The sequence below is a fragment of the Nostoc sp. PA-18-2419 genome (assembly GCF_005869855.1).
Classification (GTDB): Bacteria; Cyanobacteriota; Cyanobacteriia; order Cyanobacteriales; family Nostocaceae; genus Nostoc.
Map to the genome: position 1 here is coordinate 1 of NZ_SZNH01000084.1, position 5,493 is coordinate 5,493.

Below are 5,493 nucleotides of genomic sequence, written 5' to 3' on the forward strand. Positions count from 1 at the left end.
CCATTCATGCAGTGGGTGATGGACTTTTGCCGTTGGATTGTCCAAGTGGTACTACGACCAGAACAAACCAAGGGATTCATGTTGCTCAAAAAACGTTGGGTAGTGGAACGCACTTTCGGTTGACTTATGGGGTGTCGCCGATTGGTTAGAGATTATGAGTTATTGCCCGAAACATCACAGACGTTTATCTACGTTGCCATGATCCGGATCATGGTCAGGCGATTGGCATAAAATTTGACCCATCAAAACTTTTCAAACACCCTCTAAGGTATTGTATATAGAACTCATTTAATTTACGTTAATTTTCGGACTTGGAGATGAGTTTTTATATGAGTCTTTAAAAGCTATATTGATGAAATTGTATGAGATTTATAGATTTAAGGTTTAATAAAAAATATTTAAGATTAACTCAATGAACAACTAGCTTCTTATTAAAGAAATCATGAATAATCTAAACATTCAACAATTTCAAGGAAACTCAGAAAAAAGGGATTTTCAATCCGCTCTTAATGATGCTATTAATCAAGCATTAAAAGCTTTAAGCGTAGACACTTCAGATCAACGTATTGCATGGAAGCTTATTGAAATATMAGGTAGTAAGGGTGGATTTTCAGGAGAGCAATCTATTAACGTGACTATAGAAGCCCAACCGAATTAATACGACCCTAGTTTCGCTAGAGCGCTCGCTATGGAATTTATAATTCAGAAGTCAAAAACAATTGCACTAAATTTTAAGTTCTGATTTATTTTTTAAAACATGAGTTAGCCTTATTCAACCTTAAGTGGATATTTGGCTCTTAGCTCTAAGTTTTTTTGAATACTAAATTCTTTCAAGGAAATTACAATGTCAGAATTTGAAGTAAAAGGTTTTTGGAAATGGACTTGGAAAGAAGATATTGTATCCAGTGATTCAACACTAAGTATTGCTTTTAGTGGATGGGTAGACCCAGATACAGCTTTACAGGAAAGTGTCAAAGTTAAGAATCAGCTAGTAGAAGAATCTTATATTTCTCTGGGTGGAGGGAATGAAAATGGTCGCTTTACTAGCAGTAATATTGACAAAATTGTTGATGCCATTAATACTGGTAAATTTTAGAGCTATCGAGGAATTGCTTTTGACATTGAAGAAGGTGATACAGGGCTTAGTAGCAGATTTCAGGAAGCTTTTGTAGCTAGTAAGAATAATAACCTAAAGGTTTTGGTAACTATCAGTCACGCTGCTCCTCATCGAATTAATGATGCACAACAGCTTATGACTGCTTTCTTTGCAGATAAAAATATCGATTATCTTTCGCCACAACTCCATACTCAAGGAATTGAGGCTCAGAATGACTTCACAGAGAATATGGGCGTGAAGTGGGCAGATTATGCAAATACAAATGCCGCAATTATTCCTAGCATTGTGCAGGCTAATCTATATCAAAATGCCAGAGATTACTTCCAAAAACTTGGGCTAAACACGAAAGGGTTTATTCAATGGTCACAAACTACCTCTACTCCGGCTCCAAACCCAATTCCAAGCCCACCAAGTTCAACTCCAAGTCTAACTCCAAGTCCAACTTCAAATTCTACATGGGAAATCAACAAACACTACAATGTAGGCGACTTAGTGACATATAACAGCAAACAATATAAGTGCCTTCAGGAACATGATTCTGTTGATCCAAACTGAACTCTGCCAAATACACCAGCATTATGGCAACCTTTCTAAATGATGCCCGACGTACATTATTTAAATCTAACTGACGAAATCATTGAGAAGGTCAACGACATCGCCAACGATCGCAGATGATGGAAGGTGCAATGGGATGCTTACATCTCAACATACTGGCAGCCTACACTAACGCTACTCAAGTCAAAGAAGTACAGCAGGAAATTTAAGAAATTTAGAGACTTTAAAAGTCTTATAAGTTATTAATTTTTTAGATTTTAAGTTAAAAAGATGCTATGAAGAATTAATAAAAAATAAATTCCTTATGTACTTTTCTAATGCTTTCTTAAATAAATAGTCAACTTTTGAAACAAAAGAGGAATTTTATGATTGGTATTGATGTAGCTGGTCAAGATGGTAGAGTAGATTGGACAGCCGTAAAGAATTCTGGTAAGACTTTTGCGTTTGTCAAAGCGACAGAAGGTGCTACTATAAAAGATTCTGCTTTTGCGCATCACTGGCAAAATATGAAAGCTGCTGGTGTTATTCGAGGTGCTTATCATTTCTTTCACCCACAGAAATCTGACCCTGTTAAACAAGCAGATGAATTTTTAAACACTGTGGGTAATTTGGAACCTGGAGATTTACCACCTGTTTTAGATATAGAGATAGATGATAGAGTAGATCGAAAAATTGTGATTAACGCAGCCAAGCAATGGTTAGTAGAAGTAGAAAACGAACTAAAACAACAGASAGGAAAAGTAATCAAACCCATTATTTATACTTACCCTGGTTTCTGGGAAGAGCTTGGTAATCCTTCTGATTTTGCTGCTTACCAACTATGGATTGCACATTATACAACTCATCCTCCGACAATTCCTAGCCCTTGGCAAGGAGAATATCTCATCCACCAATTTCAAGAAAATGTATCTGGTGTACCTGGTGTCAGTGGTAAAGCTGATTTGAATCGGTTCAAAGAATTGCAACAAGGGGATTCCGGGTTGAGAGTCAAGCAATTACAACAGCAACTTACAGATATTGGGTTATATACTGGTGTCGTTGATGGAGATTTCTCCGAGCAAGTTAAGTCTGCTGTTATTAGTTTTCAAACATCTAAAGGATTGCAAGCAGATGGGATTGTTGGGATAAAATCTTGGGTGACTTTATTGTGGATTTAGACTGAATCTAAGCACGATAAGTTTGCATCATATCTCGCACTTGCCAATCAACTTAACAGGAAATTAATTTCTAGGCTAATAGCTTAATAACAGAGGATAGGGAACGGCGTTCCCTATCCTCTATTGCCCATTTCTTTTTTAAATTAAATTTACCAAAATCGAATGGCACTACGAAAAGCTCAAAGGCTTCTGGTTTGAGCAGTTTGTAATTGCTTACGTATTATTCCAGAGATGATAAAATTTGATTTCTAAGCTTGATCTTAAACCTACGTGTTTTCTGACTATTCAATTTGGATTGTTATATAACGATACAGTTCAGTTAAGAAGAAGTGTAGGTTGGGTTTAGGAACTAAACCTAACCTACGGCAGATTTAATTTTTAGCCTTAACTGAACGATATTGTACTATATAAGGCTTAAACTTAACGTGAGTATGAGTTTTTATATGAAGTTTCTCAGAAAAAATATTAGTTTTATAGATTTTGTTTGCACAAAAGTAAAACTATTCTAAAGTAGAGAAAAACAAAAAACCAAAAAAATATTAGAATCCAATATTTGTTGGTTATTTATCAATATGTAGTCGAATCAAATAGCTAATACACAATTTAACTTAGTAAACCTCTTTAATTTTATTAAAGATAACAACAAAGACCTTAATTCAGACCACTATCGGATTGCTGTTCATAGCATGAAATAGGTGTTCGGATTGTACTAAAGTATATTAAAGTTAATCTTGATCAAGAAGTTGTAGTCGGTGCAATCAGATTATAGAGTTGCGGAGGATGAGTAGCAATTTATTTGTGAATTATCCCCTTTATAATTTTAAACCAAAGCTCGATTAGTACTAATTTCAAATTAAGCCAAATATTAGTTTTTTGAGATTTTATATGACAATTGAAACAATACCTGGAACTTCATTACAGTACTATTTAGTTGGATTTGATACTGTTGGTAATGAACGTGATGAGCCTCAAGGTAAAATGAGCCAAAAGATATTAGATATCTTGTCTAGTCAACCAATCAAAGATGTCTTTATATTTAGTCATGGATGGATGAGTGATGTTTCTGGAGCACGACAGCAATATAACAAATGGATAGGTGCAATGCACAACAATTTAAATGATATTGCACAAATTAAACAAGTAAGGTCAGAATTTCATCCACTATTAATTGGTTTATATTGGCCGAGTTTGCCTTGGGGTAATGAGGAACTTAGTAGTCCAGTTTCTTTTGATTCAACATCTACTTCTTCATTAGAGAGCTTGATTGAGCAGTATGCTCATAGGATTGCTGACACAGATAATTCTCGACAGGCACTTCATACAATTTTCCAAGCAGCAATGGAAGATATTGCACCTGATTACATGCCATTAGAGGTACGTCAAGCCTACGAAGTTTTGAATCAGGAATCAGGCTTAGGTAATGATGGTGAAGGAGCAGCGCCAGGGAGCGATCGCTTTTCTTTTGATCCAGAAGGTATATTTGAAGCTACCAAAGCAGAGCCAGTTAATTTTGGTCAGTTCGACTTAAATGGAATTTTGATGCCTCTACGAGTTCTATCTTTTTGGAAAATGAAAGATAGAGCGCGTCAAATTGGGGAAACTGGCGGTTTTGAGTTACTAACACAACTCCAAAAAGCAACTGCAAATACTGTGCGATTTCACCTTATGGGTCACAGTTTTGGATGTATTGTTGTTTCTGCCATGTTAGCTGGTTCTAAAGGGCATAACACTTTAGTTCGCCCAGTTAATTCCGTATCTTTAGTACAAGGTGCTTTATCACTATGGTCTTATTGTGCAGATATTCCAGTTTTACCAGGCCGTCCTGGCTACTTTCATTCTGTTGTTTCTGAGAATAAAGTGGCTGGTCCCATCATCACTACACAAACAAAATTAGATGCTGCTCTTGGTAAGATGTATCCCTTGGCTGCGGGTATACGCCACCAAATAGTTTTTGAAACTGTCGAGCTTCCTAAATTTGGCGCAGTTGGAACTTTTGGTGCTTGTGGTTCAGGTTTAGAAGTTGTAAATATGAAAATGCTTTCTGTAGATGAATCATACTCGTTTACAACAGGTAAAATCTACAATTTGGATAGCACACACTATATCTGTGATACCAGCGATGGAATATTTGTGGGCGCTCATAATGATATAGCTAAACCAGAAGTAGCTCATGCTGTGTGGCAAGCTGTACTCGCTAGTTGAATCAATCAAAAATCAAGGAATAGCCAAATTATGAGTGAAGAATTGCTATTTTTTAATGGAATTGATGGCGCAACTGGTAAGTATTCGCTTCCGCCACTGACATCAATGCAAGTTTCTCAAATTGCTCAGGGTGAAGAAATAGATTTAGAACTTCTTAGCGAACTCCAAAGGAAAAATTTACACGTTAAGGGACTAGAGCCAGAATTTGCACCCATAGAGGGAGTAGACCCGAAAAATTTAGCAGAAACTGGTTGGGGAGTAATCTTTGCTTATAATAGACCTCTTGCAAAAAAGTTTTGTGGTATGGTGGAGGATTGAGTTAAATTCAACAGGAATTTAGGCTTTTTGAATTTCGTAGTTATAAAGCCCAGCAATTAAATGACAGCGCAATCCAAAACGTTTCCTGCGATTACGGTAGCGCTGACTCAAAATCCGAAAAACTTTTAACTGCCGATTAACATG

The 5,493-nt window shown here is 36.3% G+C and carries 6 protein-coding genes and 2 pseudogenes; 7 read left to right on the forward strand and 1 reads right to left on the reverse strand.

What is annotated here, in order from left to right; all coding sequences use genetic code 11:
- The 7 genes and pseudogenes from FCR06_RS31815 to FCR06_RS31845 form a co-directional block, all read left to right on the forward strand.
- Positions 1-231: pseudogene (locus FCR06_RS31815) on the forward strand (transposase); the annotation flags it as partial.
- Between the two features lie 211 nt (positions 232-442).
- Entirely contained in the window at positions 443-658 is a 216-nt protein-coding gene (locus FCR06_RS31820; protein ID WP_138506873.1) for a hypothetical protein, read from the forward strand.
- A gap of 186 nt (positions 659-844) precedes the next feature.
- Complete coding sequence (locus FCR06_RS31825) at positions 845-1,096, forward strand: hypothetical protein (protein ID WP_138506875.1); 252 nt, start codon at positions 845-847, stop codon at positions 1,094-1,096.
- A gap of 102 nt (positions 1,097-1,198) precedes the next feature.
- Positions 1,199-1,672, forward strand: coding sequence for a carbohydrate-binding protein (locus FCR06_RS31830; RefSeq protein WP_138506877.1), 474 nt, complete (start codon positions 1,199-1,201; stop codon positions 1,670-1,672).
- A 365-nt stretch (positions 1,673-2,037) separates the two neighbouring features.
- Positions 2,038-2,829, forward strand: coding sequence for a GH25 family lysozyme (locus tag FCR06_RS31835; protein ID WP_138506879.1), 792 nt, complete (start codon positions 2,038-2,040; stop codon positions 2,827-2,829).
- A gap of 885 nt (positions 2,830-3,714) precedes the next feature.
- Complete coding sequence (locus FCR06_RS31840; protein ID WP_138506881.1) at positions 3,715-5,031, forward strand: hypothetical protein; 1,317 nt, start codon at positions 3,715-3,717, stop codon at positions 5,029-5,031.
- Positions 5,032-5,061: 30 nt separating this feature from the next.
- Entirely contained in the window at positions 5,062-5,349 is a 288-nt protein-coding gene (locus FCR06_RS31845; protein ID WP_223280395.1) for a hypothetical protein, read from the forward strand.
- An 18-nt stretch (positions 5,350-5,367) separates the two neighbouring features.
- Here FCR06_RS31845 and FCR06_RS31850 read toward each other — a convergent pair.
- A pseudogene (locus FCR06_RS31850) lies at positions 5,368-5,493 on the reverse strand (IS5/IS1182 family transposase); the annotation flags it as partial.

What these genes read in the sequence shown, in the direction of transcription:
- FCR06_RS31825 (WP_138506875.1), top strand. Translation starts at nt 845, where the DNA reads ATGTCAGAATTTGAAGTAAAAGGTTTTTGGAAATGGACTTGGAAAGAA.
- FCR06_RS31840 (WP_138506881.1), top strand. Translation starts at nt 3,715, where the DNA reads ATGACAATTGAAACAATACCTGGAACTTCATTACAGTACTATTTAGTT.
- FCR06_RS31845 (WP_223280395.1), top strand. Translation starts at nt 5,062, where the DNA reads ATGAGTGAAGAATTGCTATTTTTTAATGGAATTGATGGCGCAACTGGT.